The 16442-nt window shown below is 62.3% G+C and carries 11 protein-coding genes; 7 read left to right on the forward strand and 4 right to left on the reverse strand.

Going from position 1 to position 16442, the window contains the following annotated elements; translation table 11 throughout:
• Window positions 1-30: 30 nt before the first annotated feature.
• The 4 genes from BUE15_RS09955 (at window position 31) to BUE15_RS09970 (ending at window position 7539) form a co-directional block, all read left to right on the forward strand.
• Window positions 31-4770 carry a T9SS type B sorting domain-containing protein gene (locus BUE15_RS09955; protein WP_073283980.1) on the forward strand — a complete coding sequence of 1580 codons (4740 nt, stop codon included), beginning with the start codon at window positions 31-33 and terminating at the stop codon, window positions 4768-4770.
• Window positions 4771-5191: 421 nt separating this feature from the next.
• The gene (gene rlmD, locus BUE15_RS09960) at window positions 5192-6601 is read left to right on the forward strand and encodes a 23S rRNA (uracil(1939)-C(5))-methyltransferase RlmD (protein ID WP_073284179.1); all 1410 of its coding nucleotides are present in this window, start codon (window positions 5192-5194) and stop codon (window positions 6599-6601) included.
• A gap of 147 nt (window positions 6602-6748) precedes the next feature.
• Window positions 6749-7018: a GIY-YIG nuclease family protein gene (locus BUE15_RS09965; RefSeq protein WP_317614840.1), complete on the forward strand. Its 270-nt coding sequence runs from the start codon at window positions 6749-6751 to the stop codon at window positions 7016-7018.
• A gap of 125 nt (window positions 7019-7143) precedes the next feature.
• Window positions 7144-7539, forward strand: coding sequence for a hypothetical protein (locus tag BUE15_RS09970; RefSeq protein WP_244535930.1), 396 nt, complete (start codon window positions 7144-7146; stop codon window positions 7537-7539).
• A 128-nt stretch (window positions 7540-7667) separates the two neighbouring features.
• On the opposite strand, the gene thiL is transcribed toward BUE15_RS09970, so the two are convergent.
• Window positions 7668-8699, reverse strand: coding sequence for a thiamine-phosphate kinase (gene thiL, locus BUE15_RS09975; protein ID WP_073283989.1), 1032 nt, complete (start codon window positions 8697-8699; stop codon window positions 7668-7670).
• Between the two features lie 230 nt (window positions 8700-8929).
• Entirely contained in the window at window positions 8930-10051 is a 1122-nt protein-coding gene (locus BUE15_RS09980) for a T9SS type A sorting domain-containing protein (protein WP_073283991.1), read from the reverse strand.
• 384 nt (window positions 10052-10435) lie between these two features.
• Between BUE15_RS09980 and BUE15_RS09985 the strand changes: the two genes are divergently transcribed.
• Window positions 10436-11020, forward strand: coding sequence for a hypothetical protein (locus tag BUE15_RS09985; protein WP_073283993.1), 585 nt, complete (start codon window positions 10436-10438; stop codon window positions 11018-11020).
• Between the two features lie 232 nt (window positions 11021-11252).
• Here BUE15_RS09985 and BUE15_RS09990 read toward each other — a convergent pair whose 3' ends face one another.
• Both BUE15_RS09990 and BUE15_RS09995 read right to left on the reverse strand, forming a co-directional pair.
• The gene (locus BUE15_RS09990) at window positions 11253-12998 is read right to left on the reverse strand and encodes a M3 family oligoendopeptidase (protein ID WP_073283996.1); all 1746 of its coding nucleotides are present in this window, start codon (window positions 12996-12998) and stop codon (window positions 11253-11255) included.
• Between the two features lie 132 nt (window positions 12999-13130).
• The gene (locus BUE15_RS09995; protein WP_073283999.1) at window positions 13131-14237 is read right to left on the reverse strand and encodes a ferredoxin--NADP reductase; all 1107 of its coding nucleotides are present in this window, start codon (window positions 14235-14237) and stop codon (window positions 13131-13133) included.
• 265 nt (window positions 14238-14502) lie between these two features.
• On the opposite strand from BUE15_RS09995, the gene BUE15_RS10000 reads away from it, so the two are divergent.
• Both BUE15_RS10000 and BUE15_RS10005 read left to right on the forward strand, forming a co-directional pair.
• Window positions 14503-15189, forward strand: coding sequence for a peptidoglycan DD-metalloendopeptidase family protein (locus tag BUE15_RS10000; RefSeq protein ID WP_073284002.1), 687 nt, complete (start codon window positions 14503-14505; stop codon window positions 15187-15189).
• 64 nt (window positions 15190-15253) lie between these two features.
• Window positions 15254-16201 (forward strand): adenylate/guanylate cyclase domain-containing protein, encoded by a 948-nt coding sequence (locus BUE15_RS10005; RefSeq protein ID WP_073284005.1) that lies wholly within the window; start codon window positions 15254-15256, stop codon window positions 16199-16201.
• Window positions 16202-16442 lie beyond the last annotated feature (241 nt).

Here is a 16442-nt window from a genome sequence, read left to right on the forward strand (position 1 = left end):
TCCTCCTCTCTCCTTTCCTACTTCTTTTTTATGCGCCAAACTTTACTCCGCGCCGTATTCCTGCTGCTGTTGCTGACGGGGCTACGCCCGGGGCCGGCAATGGCTTCCCACCTGCTGGGAGGCGAGATGAAATACGAATATCTCGACGCCAACGGCCCCGTGGGTACGCCTTTCCGCTACCGCATCACGGTATTTATCTACCTCAACTGGGAGTGCCCCCCGGCCGGCGGCGGCTCCTCGGCCACGCAGTCGAACGTGCCGGATGGGCGCTGCAACATCTTCCTGAACCTGTATAACAAGGCCACCGGCCAGCGCATTCTCAGCAGCCAGGGCTCCAACAGCTTCCCCTGCACCCAGATCAGCTGCCCCACACTGCAAAACCCGGTTCAAAACGACCAGCAGCCGGCCGGCACGTTCCGGCTGCCGCGCATTTCCAACCCCAGCATCACGCCGCCCCAGCCGGGTGGCTGCAGCATTCCGGCCGGGTCAGTACCGCCCGTGCGCCTGGCCCGCTACGAGGCCATCGTGAATCTGCCGGTGTCGTTTGATGGCTACTACGCCGTGTATACCGACGGAACGCGCAATTTCAACATCGATAACCTGCAGAATCCCAGCAACCAGAACCAGACGCTGTACGTGGAAATGGCGCCGCCGCTGCTGCCCAACTCCTCCCCCACCTTCTCGGATACGGCTGTAGTGGTTATCTGCCAGGGCGACACCAGCATTCTGGTAAACAACGCCGTGGACCCCGATGGTGACCGGCTGATTTACTCGTTCAGCACGCCCTACAACGGGCCCCAGGGCGCTATCGTCAGCTTTACACCGCCACCCCCCTCAGTTACCTATGCGCCTACCGGCGGCTACTCGGCCACCAACCCGTTTGGCACCGGCCCCGGCAACTACGCTTTTCTCAATGCCAGCAACGGTATCAGCCGCTACGCCACGTCGCGGGTGGGGCGCTACGTGGTGGCCGTGGAAGTGAAGGAGTACCGCACTATCAACGGCAGTGAGGTGCTGATAGGCTCTACCCGGCGCGAAATTCAGCTGGTTTCGCGCACCTGCTCGCCCAACAACTCGCCGCAGTTTACGCCCGCCACCACCACTCAGCCTCGCCTGTTCACCATCGAAGAAGGGCAGTCGGTGAGCTTCAACCTGGCAGCGACTGACCCGGATGGCAACCCGATTAACCTGCGCGCCAACAGTGTGCTGCTCGATGGCAGCGGACCGTTCAACGCCACGTTTGGCGGCAGCCAGGGCACGGTATTGCCGGGGGCGCCCACGGGCAGCGCCACGGTGCAGGGCAACGGCAGCGTAAACGGCCAGTTCGTGTTCAACAGCCAGTGCGGCAACGGCCGCGCCACTCCCTACGATGTAGTCATTACGGCCTCGGACGTGGCCTGCGGCTCCAAAACCGTGGCCGACGTCTTCCAGATTCTGGTGACCCGCGCCATCGGCCCGAACCGCATCAGCGGCGACTCCATCATCTGCGACCGGAGCGTGGCCCGCACCTACTCGGCGGGCGGCCCATCGGCCACGGCCTACCAGTGGAGCGTAACGGGCGGCATCATTCAGGGCGCCAGCACCGGCAGCTCGGTGCAGGTGCTCTGGAACGGCACGGGTGCCGGCCGGGTAGTGTTGCGCGGTATTTCGGCGTTCGGCTGCCCCACCGACTCGGTGGTGCGCACCATTGATGTGCGGCCCGCCGGCGCGCTGGCCGTGACACCGACCACCGCCGCCATCTGCCCCGGCGGCTCCACCACCCTCACTGCCACCGGCGGCACCACCTACCAGTGGACCTCCAGCACCGGCCAGACCTTCACCGGCAGCACTATTACGGTCAGCCCGGCGGCCACCACTACCTACAGCGTTTCTACTTCGGATGGCACCTGCACCACCACGCGCCAGGTGACTGTAACCGTAAACCCAGCCGCCGTGGCCGATGCCGGTACGCCGGCAGCTACCTGCCCGGGCGAAAGCACCACGCTGGGCACGGCAGCGCTGGCCGGGTATACCTACTCCTGGAGCCCGGCCACTGGCCTGAGCAATACGTCGGTGGCGCAGCCGGTTTTCGTGCTGGCCAACAACACTTCGACGCCGCAGACCTACACGTACTACGTGACGGCCACCTCCGCCCTGGGCTGCGTGGCCCGCGACTCGGTGACCGTGACCGTGAACCCCAGGCCCGATGCGCAGGCTGGCCCGGATAAGGCATTCTGCTCCGGCGAAAGAGTAAATATCGGGGCCACCGTCACCACCAACCCCACGGGCACCACGTACGCCTGGAGCCCCGCCACCGGTATCTTCTCGCCCGTAGTACCGTTCACTACCATCACCCTGGCCAACACCACCACGGCTCCCATTGTCAGCACCTACATACTGACGGCCACTACTCCCAGCGGCTGCGTGAACCGGGATACGGTGCGCATTACGGTGAACCCCGCGGCGGTGGCCACGGCCGGCCCCGACCGCGCCGTGTGCTCCGGCGAAACCACCACGCTGGGCGCTGCGGCCCTCACCGGCTACACGTACTCGTGGAGTCCGGCGGCGGGCCTGAGCAGCACCTCGGCGGCCAACCCTACCTTCTCCCTCCCCAATACCGGCACTACCCCGCAGCTTTTCGCCTACACGCTCACGGCCACTACGGCCCAGGGCTGCGTGAGCACTGCCACGGTACGCGTGACCGTCAATCCGGTGCCGGTGGTGAATGCGGGCGCTGATGTAGTGCTCTGCGACCAGAAAACCGCCATTCTGGGCACCACGGCCGTGGCGGGCTACAGCTACTCCTGGAGCCCGGCCACCAACCTGAGCAGCGCCACCACGGCCCGCCCGGTGTTCACGGCCGCCAATACCACCCAAACGCCCCTCACCCTGACCTATGTCGTGACGGCCACCACGGCCCAGAACTGCGTGGGGCGCGACACGGTGCGCATCACGGTGAATCCGCGGCCACTGCCCGACAGCATTCAGGGCGCGGCTTCGGTGTGCCCCACGGTGCAGGGCATTGCCTACAGCATCCGGGCCCCACGCGGCACCGCCTACCAGTGGCTCGTGACGGGCGGCACGCTGGCCAGCGGCCAGGGCACGGCGGCCATCACCGTCAACTGGGGCCCGGCTACCACCACGGCCAGCGTGAAAGCCTTCCGTCTCAACAGCCTCGGCTGCTCCTCCGATACGGTAGTATTTCCGGTGCGCGTCAACCAGCAGCTACTCACCCAGCGCCCCACCGGCCCGCTCACCGTCTGCCTTTCCGATGGCCCCTTCACGTACCAGACCCAGCTCACCAACGGCTCTACCTATGGCTGGCAGATCATTGGCGGTACGCAGGTTAGCTCCAGCCAGAACACGGTGCAGGTGAACTTCACCCGGCCCGGCCTGGCCAAGCTGGTCGTGACGGAATCCAGCAACCCGGCCGGCGGCCGCTGCCTGGGCCAGAGCGACACGCTCTACGTGAATGTGCTGCCTTCGCCGGCTAGCAACCTGATAGTGGCCGGCCCCAGCCGCGCCTGCGTCAGCCAGGGCAACCTTACGTTCTCGCTGCCCGGCGCCCCCGGCTCCACCTACGCCTGGACTTTCAACGGCACGCCGCAGGCCACTACCTCCAGCTCGCTGACCGTAGTGGCATCTACGCTCGGGCCCAATGCCGTGACGGTGCGCGAAACCAACGCCAGCGGCTGCGCCGGCCGGCTGTATTCCTCCTCCGTCAACGTAGTGGCGCCTCTGGTCATTTCGGGTCCGGCCAGCTACTGCCCCGAAAGCCGCACCGGCCTGACGTACTCCATCGGGCCTTCGTCGTTGTTGCTGGGCTACCGCTGGACCGTGACAGGCGGCACCATCGTGAGCGGGCAGCGCACGGGCACCATCCAGGTTGACTTCCCGGCGGGCAGCACCAGCGCCACCATTTCCGTGCGCGACACGGCCAGCGCCAACTGTGAGGCTACCTTCACGGTGCGCCCCGACAATGCCACGGTGGCTCTGCTGGTAGCCTCGGTTGATGCCCAGGATGACCGCAAAATCAACCTGACGCTGCAGGCCCCCAACAGCACCGCCACCACCAGCCAGATCAGCATTCGGCGCCGGGTGGCGGGCAGCACCAATCCGTTTCAGCCCGTCGGCAACATTGCCAACTCCAGCACCGCCTACGCTGATAACAGCGTGGACGCCGATGCCAACAGCTACGAGTACCAGCTGCTGCTCACCAACTCCTGCGGCACGCAGCTGCTGAGCACCCAGCACACCACCATCCGGGCCCAGGCTACGGCCGTGGAGGGCGGTTCCGGCCGCGACGAGGGCAAGGTAACCGTGACTTGGAATGCCTACCAGGGCTTCGCGGTGCAGCAATACCGCATCTACCGCCGCGCCGGTAGCGGGGCCGCCGAGCTGGTGCAGACCGTGGGCGCCGGCACCGCCAGCGTGCAGCTCACCACGGGCAGCGCCGGCTTCGACCAGTGCTTCCGCGTGGAGGCCGTGGGGCCGGGCACGCTGGTTTCCAGCTCCAACGAAGCCTGCGTGAACTTCGCCAACGACCTGACCTTCTACAACGTGGTGACACCCAACAACGACGGCCTCAACGACCAGTTCATCATCAAAAACGTGGAGCTGTACAGCGGCAACAAGCTCAGCATCTTCAACCGCTGGGGCAAGGAAGTGTATAAAGCCACGGACTACCGCAACACCTACGACGGCGCCAACGCCTCGGCCGGCGTCTACTACTACCTGCTGGAGCTGCCCGGCGGCCGCTCCTACAAAGGCTGGTTCGAAGTAGTGAAATAGGACCACGGATTACAGCGGATTTGACGGATTTATCGGATTCTGTAGCCGATTCTGCCTCGTTCGACCTAAAAAAGGCGCTTCTGATGAAGCGCCTTTTTTAGTAGCCCTGCTTCACCACGACTTCCAGACCGTGCCCAATGACTCCCGGGCCGTGCCCAACGGTTTCCGGGCCGTGCCCAACAGTTTCCGGGCCGTGCCCAAGCACCTCCAGACTGTGCCCAACGGTTTCCGGGCCGTGCCCAACGGTTTCCGGGCAGTGCCCAACAGTTTCCGGGCCGTGCCCAAGCACCTCCAGACTGTGCCCAACGGTTTCCAGATCGTGCCCAAGGACTTCCGGACCGTCCCCAACGCCTCCAGGCAGTCGCCCACAAAATCCGACCAATCCGTCAAATCCGCTGTAATCCGTGGTTATCTTTGCCGGGTGAGGAAATCAGTTAAAAACATCCCGGCGGAGCTGCTCCGCGAAGTCGAAATCACCGACATGGTGGCCGAGGGCAAGTGCCTGGTGCGCCGCGAGAACCTGGTCATCTTTGTGACGCAGGTAGCCCCCGGCGACGTGGTGGATCTGCGCGTGACCAAGGCCAAAAAGAACTTTCTGGAAGCCGTGCCCACGCACTTCCACAAGTACTCCGAGCTGCGCGTGCAGCCGTTCTGTGAGCATTTCGGTACCTGCGGGGGCTGCAAGTGGCAGCACCTGGGCTACGAAACCCAGCTCCGGTTCAAGCACCAGCAGGTAGCCGACACATTGCAGCGCATCGGCAAAGTAGCCCTGCCCGAGATCCTGCCGATTCAGGCCTCGCCTGACCAGACCTACTACCGCAACAAGCTGGAGTACACCTTCAGCCACAACGGCTGGCTCACCAACGAGCAGATTGCCAGCGGCCACAACTACGAGCGGCGCGTGCTGGGCTTCCACACCCCCGGCCGCTTCGACAAGATTCTCGACATCAACCACTGCTGGCTGCAACCCGACCCCAGCAACCAGATCCGGCTAGCCGTGCGCGACTACGCCCTGGAGCACGAGCTGCCCTTCAACAACCTCGTAACGCAGGAGGGCTTCCTGCGCAACCTCATCATCCGGACGGCCAACACCGGCGACCTGATGGTGATTCTGCAGTGCTACTACGCCCACGACGCGCTGTTTCCGCTGCTGGATTTCCTGCACGAGCGGTTCCCGCAAATCACGTCCCTCAACTACGTGCTCAACGACAAGGGCAACGAAACCTTCCACGACCTGGAGGTGGTGTGCTACCGGGGCGAGCCGCACATTCACGAGGAAATGGAAGGCCTGCGCTTCCGCGTCGGCCCGAAATCGTTCTACCAGACCAACTCCGACGGCGCCTTCAACCTCTACAAAATCACCCGCGACTTCGCCCAGCTCACCGGCTCGGAGCTGGTGTATGACCTCTACACCGGGGCCGGCACCATCGCCAACTTCGTGGCCCGGCAGGCCAAGCACGTAGTGGGCGTGGAGTATGTGGAATCGGCCGTGAAGGACGCCTACATCAATTCCGAAATCAACGGCACCACCAACACCGAGTTCTACGCCGGCGACATGAAGGACGTGCTCAACGCCGAGTTCATCCAGAAGCACGGCCGCCCCGACGTCGTCATCACCGACCCGCCCCGCGCCGGCATGCACCCCGACGTAGTGGCCCGCCTCCTAGAAATGCGCGCCCCCCGCATCGTCTACGTCAGCTGCAACCCCGGCACCCAGGCCCGCGACCTGGAGCTGCTCGACGAAGCCTACCAAGTGGTAAAAGCGCAGCCCGTAGACATGTTCCCCCACACCCACCACGTGGAGAATGTAGTACTGCTGGAGTTGAAGTAACCTACCTGTCATCCTGAGCGGAGCGAAGGATCTTATCACGCAAGAATGAGCCGTCCGGTAGTAATCCTGACGTGGTAAGGTCCTTCGCTCCGCTCAGGATGACAGCGTATTTTTCAGGATCTACTGCCAGAAGTCATGCCTTATTATGTGTACATCACCACCAACCCAGCCAAAACAGTGTTGTACATTGGCATCACAAATAGCCTCGCTTCCCGCATGGCGCAGCATTACGCCAACCGAGGCTCCGACCAGACCTTTGCGGGACGTTACTTCTGCTACAATCTGGTTCACTTCGAGGAATACACTGATAGTAAAGCCGCCATTGCGCGAGAGAAAGAGTTGAAAGGCTGGACGCGGGCTAAAAAGGAAGTGTTGATTGCAACTGGTAACCCAGCGTGGGATTTTCTCGAAACCTAACTGCGCCACCTGTCATTCTATGCGCCACGTGTCATCCTGAGCGGAGCGAAGGACCTTACCAGTCCTGAACGAGTTGTTCGAATGCTACTTGTTCATTCGTGATAAGGTCCTTCGCTTCGCTCAGGATGACACAAAGAAAAATTCCAATGGACTACACCAACGACCCTGAACTGAACGGCAAATACCTCGGCACCATCACCAAGGATTTTGCTACCGTTTCCGATACGCTGAGCGAGGCTTCCTCGCAGATCCGCAAGCGGGATATTTCCAAGTATCCCATTTTCGTGTTTGCCCGCCAGGAGGTGCCGTTGGGCGGCCTGCTCATCAACGCCGACGAGCTGAACCTGGAGTGGCACGTGTTTGCCAGCTACCTGGAGCTGTTCGTGCAGCAGGGCATCGTGGGCCAGGATGGCATCGAAGCTTTCCAGCAAACCTACCGCGACCCGAACGAGTACTGCTGCCTGTTCGTACTCGACGAGGAGTTCACCAACTTCGTCTACGTCCCCTACCCGGAAGACTGACAAACCCTGTCATCCTGAGCAAAGCGAAGGATCTTATCACGTGTGAACGACAATCGTAGAAACGACTCGTTCTAGCGTGGTAAGGTCCTTCGCTCTGCTCAGGATGACAGGGTTTCTATTCCACACCCCTACTCAAAATGGTTGAACCCCTGGGCGCGCAGCGGGATGGGCTGGCCGGCTTTGGTGATGAGGTTGGCGCCTTCGCTGCGGTCTACCATGTGCCCGATGATGGTGATATCGGGGTGGTTCTTGATTTTGTCGTGGTCTGACAGCGGCACGGTGAAGAGCAGCTCGTAGTCTTCGCCGCCGTTGAGCATACACATAATGGGGTCTAGGCTGAACTCCTCGGCTACTTCCAGCGTGGGGTTGGCAATGGGCAGGTTCTCGGTGAACACGCGGGCCCCAGTGCCGCTGGCCTGGCAAAGGTGCAGCACTTCGGAAGCCAGCCCATCCGACACGTCAATCATGCTGGTGGGCACCACGCCCAGGTCGCGCAGCTCGTGCACCACGTCCATGCGGGCCTCGGGACGGAGCTGGCGCTGCAGCACATAGGGATACTTGGCGAGTTCGGGCTGGGTTTCGGGGTCGGCTTGCCAGGCTTGCTTTTCGCGCTCCAGCACCTGCAGGCCCAGGTAAGCTCCGCCCAGGTCGCCGGTTACGCAGAGCAGGTCGTTGGGCCCGGCGCCGCTGCGGCGCACGGCTTTTCCGGCCTCCACCTGGCCCAGCGCCGTAATGCCGATGGTCAACCCGCTGCGGCTGCCGGTGGTGTCGCCGCCCACCAGGTCCACGTTGTAGGCTTCGCAGGCCAGGCGCATCCCGTCGTACAGCTCCTCCACGGCTTCCACCGAAAACCGCGCCGGAATGCTCAGGGCCACCACAATCTGGGTAGGCAGCGCGTTCATAGCCGCAATATCCGACACGTTTACGGCCACGGCTTTGTAGCCCAGGTGCTTGAGCGGGCAGAACGTGAGGTCGAAGTGCACGCCTTCCACCAGCAGATCGGTGCTTACTACCACTTCCTGCCCGGCCGGCGGAGCCAGAATAGCCGCGTCGTCGCCGATGCCGAGGATGGTGCTGGGCTGGTTGAGTTGAATGGTATCCTGAATCCGGCGAATCAGGCCGAATTCGCCTACTTTATCGAGAGGAGTGACGTCGCTCATAAGGTCAGAGAGTTGGGGTAATGGAGTAACCGGGGCCGCTTTGCATACGCAGAACCAGCCGTGGCTGCCGACGGCAAAGGTACGCAACCGCACCGGAGCCTTCCGGCGCAGTTCAGGCCTCGACTTGCCGAACAGCTGCAATCAAAAAAGGCTGCCTCCGAAGAAGCAGCCTTTTTACTGAGGAATGCGGCACAACGGCTATAAAAACCGCAAGCCGTCTTACGGATGAATTACTTCACCAGCAGCTCTTTGTAAAGCTTGGTCTGGCCATCCTTCGACACGAACTGCACGAAGTACAGACCGGCTTTCAGGCTCGAAATGTCAACGGTGATTTTCTCCGAGGTCAGGCCCTGGGGCTTCACGGAAATGCTCTGGCCGAGGCTGTTCAGAATAACGATGGAACCTACTTTCACGTCCTTCAGCTCGATGGTAGCCGAGCCGCTGGCGGGGTTAGGATATACGCTGATGCCGTTGTTGAATTTCTCCAGCACTTTCAGCGGGCCGTATACGCCGAAGGGGCCGGTGTAATCGTTGTGCTCACCGAGGCGCGAGTAGCTCTGGCCGCCGGGGTTAGAAGTGCCTCCGGGAGGGAAAGCGTAGCTATACGCTTTCCACTGGTCGGCAATGTTGTAGGTAGCAACTGCGGGGTTTACGCGGGTGCCCGACGAAACCGAAGGACGGCGCATCAGCGACTGGTTGGCCGAGGCTACCAGCGGCTGTACACTCACACCATTCACGATAACCGGAGCATCGGCGGGGTTGGTGCCGCTCCACTGGCCGGTGCCGGTGCCACCGCCAGCAGGCAGCGGCTGGTTGCCGATTATGCCAAAGATATCCACCAATACCGGCGAGCCAACGCCGGCTGTGCCGCCCGTCCAGCGCACCAGACCCAGCGCGTCGTCACCGTTGAAGTAGCTTACGCTGCCGGTAGGAGCACCGCCCTGCGAAATGTAGTTCGGGCCGTTAACGTTGTAAGGAACGCCACCCCGCTGGTTGCCCTTGGTAGTCAGTTCCGTCAGAGTAGACTCACCGTTGACGTACACGAAAGCAGCCGCCGAGTTCAGGGTGTTGGCACCCGTAGCACGCATCAAACGCTCCTCGTCAATCGGGGTAGCGCTGCCGTTGGAATAGCGACGCACCGAGTAGGCGTTCAGGCTGACGGCCGAAGTCGTGGGGTTGAAGATTTCCAGGGCCCGCTCGTTGCCGGTGGAGTTGGAAACGCCGCCATTGTAGCTCACACCTGACTGATGAGCGCCCTCAATGTACTCGGAGAGAAACAATTCGGTGCCCTGGCCACGGGAAGTGAGAGCCGCCAGCAGCAGCGCAGACACCAGGAAGTAGTTCTTTTTCATGTAAGCAAAAGGTAAGTGTTTGACGAAACCGGCCGCAAAGATAAGCACTTTGCCCGGGCTTTATACGTTATTAAATGATAAAGAGGTTGGCCTATATTACCGTAAATCCACTGTCTTAAAGCCAGATACCTGCCGGTACCCACCCTGATTTCTTTCCCTAAAAAGGACGAGCCATACTCGACATTCCCGGATTTCGGGGCAGCAGTAGCACGCAAAGGACTTTTCTGCGCCCCCTCTATGCGGAAGTACGGCAAATGCCGTTATTGGGCCCGGAGTCGCCAATAGCCCGATTAGAGGCCGCCACTCGCATTTTGCGGAGCAGGTTTCCTGTTTTGAGGAACCTCGTTTTGCTGCTGCTTGTCTTTCCGATTCTTACGTATTCATATGAAAAACACCCTCTGGCTGGCGCTGCTGCTGGCCGCGCTGCTCAGCGCCTGCAACCGCACCCCCAAGCCCTTCGATCCGGCGTCGGCGGCCGCTGCCAAAGCTCAGCTGGACGTGCTGCGTGACTCCGTGGACACCCGCTGGACTCAGATGATGGCCAGCGACGACGCCAAAATTGTGGCCACCGCCCAGATGATCAGTGAGCTGGAGCGCAACCCCAGCACCGATAAGCAGCTGCTTCAACAGCTCAGCCGCGCCAACAGCCGCCTGCAGGCCCGCCGCTACCAGCAGCTCACCATGCAGTCGGCGCAGATAGACCAGTACGATATGGCGCAGGACTCGCTGCTCACTTCGCTGCGTGGCATCCTGCAGGCACCCGGCGCGGCGGCACCCGGCACCACCGTCCAGAACACCTTCGCTACCATCGGCGAATACGACGGGCTGGTAGTGGGCTACCGCGTGCAGTACGACCGGGCCGCCAAGCAATTCAACAACTACCTGCAGCTGCACCGCAATGAGCTACAGAGCCTGGGCGGCAAGTACGGCCAGCTCACGCCGCTGCCGCTGTTTGAGCTGCAGGAGTAGCCGGCAGTTTTCCGGCACAGAAAAGCCCGCTGCATAGCTATGCAGCGGGCTTTTCTGTGCCGGGAATGAAACAACGTTTCATTAAATTTTCGGGCCGGTGCAACCTCCTCCTTCGCATTCAACTCTTTAGGGCAAACCAGCGGTTATGGTGCACAGCACTATGAGCTGTTTGGTTGAGTTGGTTGTGGAAAAGGCGTCCGGAATATTCCGGCCGCTTTTTTACGTTTTACGGCTACAGCTTGGCCATTTCGTCGCGCACGAAATCGGCGAGGGTGCGCAGGTAGTCAGTGCTGAAATCGAAGCGGATGCCAGCGGCGGCGTAGATGTCGCCGATGGGCGCGGTGTAGCCCAGCGCCAGCGCGCGTTTGTAGGCTGCCAGGCCCTCCTGCGGATTCTGGCGGTAGTTGCGCCACACCGCAATGGCCCCGAGCTGCGCCATAGCATACTCGATGTAGTAGAACGGCACTTCGTAGAGGTGCAGCTGCTTCTGCCACAAATACGGCTTGAAGCCTTCCAGTCCTTTCCAGCTCACGGTGCGCTGGTTGAACTCATCGAAAATCTGCTGCCACTGCTGGTGCCGCTGCTCCTCGGTATGCTCCGGGTTTTCGTACACCCAGTGCTGAAATTTGTCGATGGTGGCCACCCAGGGGAAGGTTTCCAGCACGCTTTCGAGGTGGGTTTTCTTGGCCCGCCGCAGCTCATCGGCGTCTGAGAAGAACACGTCCCAGTGGTCCATGCTCATCAGCTCCATGCTCATAGAAGCCAGCTCAGCTACCTCAGATGGCGGGTGCTTGTCGGCGCCCAGCGGCAGGTTGCGGGTCAGGAAGGAGTGCACGGCGTGGCCGCCCTCGTGCAACATCGTCACGACGTCGCGCAGGGAGCTGGTGGCGTTCATGAAAATGAAGGGCACGCCGGTTTCGTCGAGCGGGTAGTTGTAGCCGCCGGGGGCTTTGCCTTTGCGGCTTTCCAAGTCGAGGTGGCCCATCTGGCGCATCGTGCGCAGGCAGTCACCCAAATAGGGGTCGAGGCGCTGGAATACGGTGATGGTTTTTTCCAGCAGCTCCTCCCCCGTCTCAAACGGGCGCATGGGCGGCTTGCCGCTCACGTCCACGTCCAGGTCCCAGGGGCGCAGCTCGGGCAGCGCCAGGTCCTGGCGGCGCTCCAGGTCCAGGTCGTCAATCAGCGGCACCACCGTTTCGCGGATAGCCTGGTGGAAGTTGCGACAGTCCTGCGGTGTGTAGTCGAAGCGACCCAGCGCCGCGAACATATAGTCGCGGAAGTTGGGGAAGTCAGCATTCAGGGCCATCTGGTGGCGCAGGCCAATCAGCTCGGTGTAGAGCGAGTCCAGCGGCTCGGAGTCGCGGAGGCGGCGGGCCTGAATGGCGCGGTAGGCCTCTTCGCGCATCGCCCGGTCGGGGCTTTTGAGCAGGTCGGCGGCCCGGGGCAGCGTCATTTCTTCGCCGTCCAGGGTCACGGTCATGGCCCCGGCAATGGCGGCGTACTGCTGCTGCTTGGTGCTAATGTCGGTTTTGAGCGGGATGTTCTCGGAGCGGTAGATTTCCAGCGCCTGCCGCACCGAGCGCAGAAACACGCGGTAGCGCTGCGGGTCCAGCTCCGGCAGAAACTCCGAGGCCATCATCTTCTCATTCAGGGCGTGGTCATAGGGCGCCACGTTGGGCTCTATCTCGTTCACGAAAAACTGAAACGCCGTGCTGCTCGCTTCATCCTGCGTGTCGCAGGTCATGCGGATATAGCGCCAGGCCAGGTCTTCGCTCAGCACCGATTCCAGTTCCGAACGGTCGAGCAGCCAGCGCTCCAGCTCCTGGCCGGAAGCAATGGTCCGGTCGAGCAGCTCCACGAAAAAGGGCTCCAGCGCGGTCCAGTCGGTCACAGTAAAGTCTTCGGGCAGATAGTGCCGGGGCGGGCGCTGGGTATCAGTAGCAGAAGCGGCCTGCAAATCAAGGGAAGTAGTCGTCATAAGAGCATATGATACGCGGAAAACGGGCGGAGTGGTGCCTCGTTTCCCACGAAAGAGCTGAAAAACCGACGCTCAGACGCGGAGCATCTGCCAGCCGCCGGTTTTAATCAAAAGCTTCGGGCGGGCTATTGTTTAATCTATTTCGATAACCACGTCCCGGGTCATCGGGTGGCCGACGCACACCAGCACATAGCCCTGCTTCATTTCAGCATCGGAAAGGCCTTCGCGCTCATCCAGGTGTACTTTGCCGGAAAGGCACTTGCCGCGGCAGGCGGTGCACAGGCCGGCCTGGCACGAATACGGCAGGTCGATGTCCAGGTCGAGGGCGGCTTCCAGAATGGTCTGGCTGGGCTGTACTTCAAACTGGTACTCCGTGCCCTCGTAGTTCACGGTCACGGTGCGCGTCACCAGTTGGCCATCGTCGTCGGCATCCGACACGTCGCCGTGGCCGGTGGGCTGGGCGGCGGCGGTTTCCTGCGAATCGGCGGCGGCCACGAAACTCTCGCGCCGGATGCGGCTTTCAGGCACGCCCAGCAGCTCCAGCGCCGAGCGGGCTTCGGCCATCATGCCTTCGGGGCCGCAGAGGTAGTACTCGGCCTGGGCCGGCGGCACCTGGCGCTGCTCCAGAATACGCAGCAGCATGGTGCGGTTGAGGCGGCCGACATGCTGATGGGCCGCTACCGGGCCGGTGGGCTGGCTGTAGATGTGCTCTACCTGCAGGCGGCCGCCGCTCTGGGCCTCCAGCTGCCGCAGCTGCTCCCGGAATATCACGGATTCCTCGTTGCGGTTGCCGTACACGAGTAGTACCTGGCTGCGGGGCTCATCGCGCAGCGCCGCTTTCAGCATGCTCATCAGGGGCGTGATACCGGAGCCGGCGCCCACCAGCACCAGCGAGCGGGCGGTACCAGAGTTGGGGCTGAACGTAAAATTGCCGAGCGGGGCCATAGCCTCCAGCTGCTGCCCCACGCGCACCGTATCGAGCAGGTAGTTGCTGACCAGCCCGCCTACCACGCGCTTCACCGTCACGGACAGGCGCGGCGCTTCGCTGGGCGTGCTGCTGAGCGAGTAGGCCCGGCGCTCTTTTTTGCCGCCCGGTCCGCAGGGCAGAATCAGGGTCAGGAACTGGCCCGGCGCGCTGGCAATGGGCTGGCGGCCGGGTGCTTCCAGGTGAATGGTAACGGCATCGGTGGTTTCCTGGGTGAGGGCAACGACGGTAAGCGTAAGATATGGACTACTCATTGACGGCGTGGAGAGCTTAGGGGACTTAAGGACTGGAAACAGGCTGCAAAGTACGGGATTCTGTAGCGGAAGCTTTAGCTTGCGCGGCCGGAACCCGGCGTGTAAGATCTTGCCGTTTGGCGCCGCTGCCCTGCCCAAAAGCCCGCCCCCGCGTAGCGCCGGGCGCTTCCCGGGCCGGCTGGTCGTCGCCGGCTGCTTGGCCGCTCTGCCGGCAACCGGGTTGCCGGCAGAACTTTTCCGCGTTTCTGCTCTTATCCTTGCCTATATGCTTTCTGACCTGCTTGAACGCCACCAGCACGAGTTCGGCCCGGTGCTGCCCGTCGACCTGAACGCCCCCGATGTAGCCCGCCTCGATTTCACGGCGGCCAACCCACTTCTGCGCGACGCTGACCTGCGCGACACCGCTGCTTTTGAGGCTTTGGTAGCGCGGCTGCTGGCCAGCCAGGAGGCCCACATCGGTGTGGGTGGCTACCTCGAAAACCGCATTATCTACCGCCGCAGCCCCGGCCTGTTCGGCGACCCGGCCGTGCCGGCCCGCTCGCTGCATCTGGGCGTAGATGTGTGGCTGCGGGCCGGTACGCCGGTGCTGGCTCCGCTGGATGCTACCGTACACAGCGTGCAGGACAACGACAACTTCGGCGACTATGGCCCGACCGTTATTCTGCAGCATCAGCTGGAGGGCGACACGTTTTATACCCTCTACGGCCACCTGAGCCGCCGCGAAACCGCGCTGCTGCGGCCCGGCATGGTCATCGAGAAGGGCCAGACATTCACGGAGGTAGGCCCCGCCCCCGAAAACGGCGACTGGCCGCCACATCTGCATTTCCAGGTTATTGCCGATATGCTGGGGCTGGCAGGCGACTTTCCGGGCGTGGCACTGCCCGAGGAGCAGGAAAAATGGGCCGCGCTGTGCCCCAACCCTAACCTGATTCTGCAGAGCCAGTGGCTGTAGCGGCCTGACCGGTTCGTTCTGCCTGCTGCTTCGCCTACCTGCTGCCCATCTTGACTTTTCCGGCATGGCTTCCCTGGTTGTACTACCTGATAACAAGCAATTCGACAGCCTGCCGGGCGAAACTATTCTGGCGGCCGACCTGCGCAACGGTATTGCGCATGTGCACGCCTGCGGGGGCCTTGCCCGCTGCTCTACCTGCCGGGTGCTGGTGCTTGACGGACTGGAGCACCTGCCCCCACGCAACGACCTGGAACAGACCTTAGCCGCGCGCATCAACCTCCCTCCGACCATGCGGCTGGCCTGCCAGACGGCGCTAGCGGAAGGCACCGTCCGGTTCCGGCGGCCGGTGATTGACGAATTGGATATTCAGCTGGCCCGCCAAGGGCTTACGCACGCCGACCAGCGGCTGGGCGAGGAGAAAAAGCTGGCCGTCCTGTTCTCCGACATCGAAGACTATACGGCGTTTGCCGAAGCCATTCCCGCGTACGACGTTATCCATGTCCTCAACCGCTACTTCGGGCTGATGAGCGAAGTAGTACGTGCCCACCATGGCTACATCAGCGACTATATCGGCGACGGGCTGATGGTGGTTTTCGGGCTGGAAGACGAAGCTACTGCCGCCGCCGATGCCGTGGCGGCAGCCCGCGCCATGCTACAGGCCCTTGAGCGCCTGAACCCCTATCTGCGCAGCATGTACGGCTGCGGCTTCCGTATCCGGATTGGTATTCATTACGGCGAGGTAGTGGTCGGGCACATTGGGGGAGCGGAGCTGCGCAAGCTGGCCACCATCGGCGACACCGTGAATGTGGCCGCCCGCATTGAGGCCGCCAACAAGGAGTGCGGCACGGCGCTGCTGGTGTCGCAGGCTGTGGTGGACGAGCTGGGCGATGCGCTGGCCGTGCGCCGGGGTTTCCTGACTCCACTGAAGGGCAAAAAAGGGCTGCACCGCCTGTATGAGGTTAATCTGGAAGAACCGGCCGGCTTCGGCAGCTCTAGCGACCTGAGCCACTAGCTGCACCGGGAGGGCGCAGCATAGCCGCCCTTCACTGCCACATCCGCTGCCGACCTTGCCACAAGGCCCGGCCTGACTACGCCCGTTGCGGCAGTCGGGCCGGGCTTTTTTGGTGATGCAACGGCCTGAATTTCGCGCGACGCGCCTGCTGCGGGGAGGCAGCTCCGTATTTCCACGCACAGGCTAACCGCTTAAAAATCAGTATTTATTCCTTCCCTCCGTTTTCGTTTGCCGGCGCGGG

Source organism: Hymenobacter psychrotolerans DSM 18569, assembly GCF_900142395.1.
In the GTDB taxonomy this organism is placed as follows: domain Bacteria; phylum Bacteroidota; class Bacteroidia; order Cytophagales; family Hymenobacteraceae; genus Hymenobacter; species Hymenobacter psychrotolerans.